Source organism: Mesorhizobium sp. Arg314 (assembly GCF_053714275.1).
Window position 1 is genome coordinate 1 of sequence record NZ_JBSKBP010000181.1, and the last position, 948, is coordinate 948.

General features: G+C 59.0%; 1 protein-coding gene. It reads left to right on the forward strand.

The genetic code is table 11. The annotated features are described in order from the left end of the window. The coding region (locus ACWGS9_RS34955) for a LysR substrate-binding domain-containing protein (RefSeq protein WP_454509447.1) at positions 1–877 on the forward strand (877 nt) is incomplete at its 5' end. Positions 878–948 lie beyond the last annotated feature (71 nt).

Sequence of the window (948 nt, forward strand, 5' to 3'; positions counted from 1 at the left end):
CCATTCCCTGTTTGTTTTCGAAGCGGCTGCCCGTACCTTGAGTTTCAAGAGGGCGGCGAGCGAGCTCAATGTCACGCAGCCGAGTGTTTCGCACTCGATCAAGATGTTCGAGAAGCATTGCGGGACCGGTCTGTTTGTGCGCGACAACCGCGGAGTGCAGCTGACGGAGGCCGGAAGGCAGCTCTACGACGAGGTGCGCATTAGTTTTCGCCGGCTGGAGCAAAGGCTTGAGGCGATCTCCGGGCGCGGAACGCAGTACGTTACCTTTGCCGCTTCAACATCTCTGGCGGCCCACTGGCTGGCGCCTCAACTCTACGACTTCCAGGAAGAACATCCTGACATCAGGATCAAGGTGGTCGCCACCGATCGCGACATCGATCCGGATCACGAGGTCGATGTCACGGTGTGGGTGCGGCCTCGGGACTTCGAGAGATCCAACAGCTGGTTCGTTTGCGACGAGATCATCTTTCCCGTCTGCTCGCCCGGCTATCTTCTGTCGCATCCCGCTCCACAGGCCGTCGAAGACCTCATCCACCATCAGTTGATCCATTCATCGGATGCTTATCGCAAGCGCATGGACTGGGCCGAGTGGGTCGAGCTCGCGGGTGGCGATGCGAGCGGGATCAAGCCCAATATTGTCTTCAACGACTCCCAGCTGACGCTTCAAGCGGCCCTGGCCGGCGAAGGAATAGCGTTGGGCTGGTCCCTTACGGCCCAGCAACTCGTCAAGAATCGCCTTCTGGTCAGGCCGCTCCCAACCCAGATCCAGACCGAACGAGCATTCTTCCTGCTAACCAGCGACGACGTCAGCAAGAACAAGCGGTGCAAGATCTTGGTAGACTGGTTTCTCGCCCAGTCCGAAGAGCTCCGCCTGTGATTTTTGAGCCGGCCGATGCCGGCGAGTCACGCCTTGCCCTGCCTTTGGTCGGCTAGATATAAACTGGGTTT